This window comes from Ligilactobacillus equi DSM 15833 = JCM 10991, from assembly GCF_001435735.1.
Lineage (GTDB): Bacteria > Bacillota > Bacilli > Lactobacillales > Lactobacillaceae > Ligilactobacillus > Ligilactobacillus equi.
Genome location: NZ_AZFH01000135.1, coordinates 1 through 686 on the forward strand (window position 1 = coordinate 1; position 686 = coordinate 686).

At 39.2% G+C, this 686-nt stretch carries 1 protein-coding gene; it reads right to left on the reverse strand.

The genetic code is table 11. The annotated features are described in order from the left end of the window. Window positions 1-52: 52 nt before the first annotated feature. Window positions 53-686, reverse strand: a 634-nt coding sequence (locus tag FC36_RS07595; protein WP_056986821.1) for an IS3 family transposase, incomplete at its 5' end; no start/stop codon positions are given.

The following is a 686-nucleotide window of genomic DNA, read 5'->3' on the forward strand; positions in this document are numbered from 1 at the left end:
TGGTCTTGCGTCAAGAAAACGGACAAGTTAAAATGAGATTTTTAACGACTAATCAGGCTACCTGAATCAAAGCCTGATTATCGTAATAATTATCTTCAAAATCCTTTGGTGACGTGTAATCGCAATGACTGTGAATCCGCACATTATTGTAGAAAGCTTCGATATATTCAAAAACTAATCGACGTGCTTCTTGGTATGAGCGAATATCGAACTGATTAAGCCATTCTCGCTTGATTAGAGCGTGAAAAGACTCAATACAAGCATTATCCCACGGATAAGCCTTCTTTGAGTAAGATAGCTTAAACTCGGCTGTAACAGCTTTATATGCGTCAGATGTGAATTGACTACCACGATCGCTGTGCATTATCAACGGCTGTGTAATGCCACGTAGACGTTTAGCACGTTCAATCAAAGGAATTACATTAGCCACTTCTAGATTATCAGATAAATCCCAAGCGATAATCTTTCGGGAGTATAAGTCCATGATACTTGTCAAATAGGCAAACCCATTACGAATTGGAATATACGTAGTATCAATACACCAACGGGTGTTAGGAGTCTCAGGGTTAAAGTGTTCGTCAAGATAGTTTAAAAGCTGGTCAGAGTATTCAGAATCACGGGTAGTTGTTGTCCAAGGTTTTACGTAGTGAGCTTTAATGCCCATGTTACGCATGTAATTACCTACG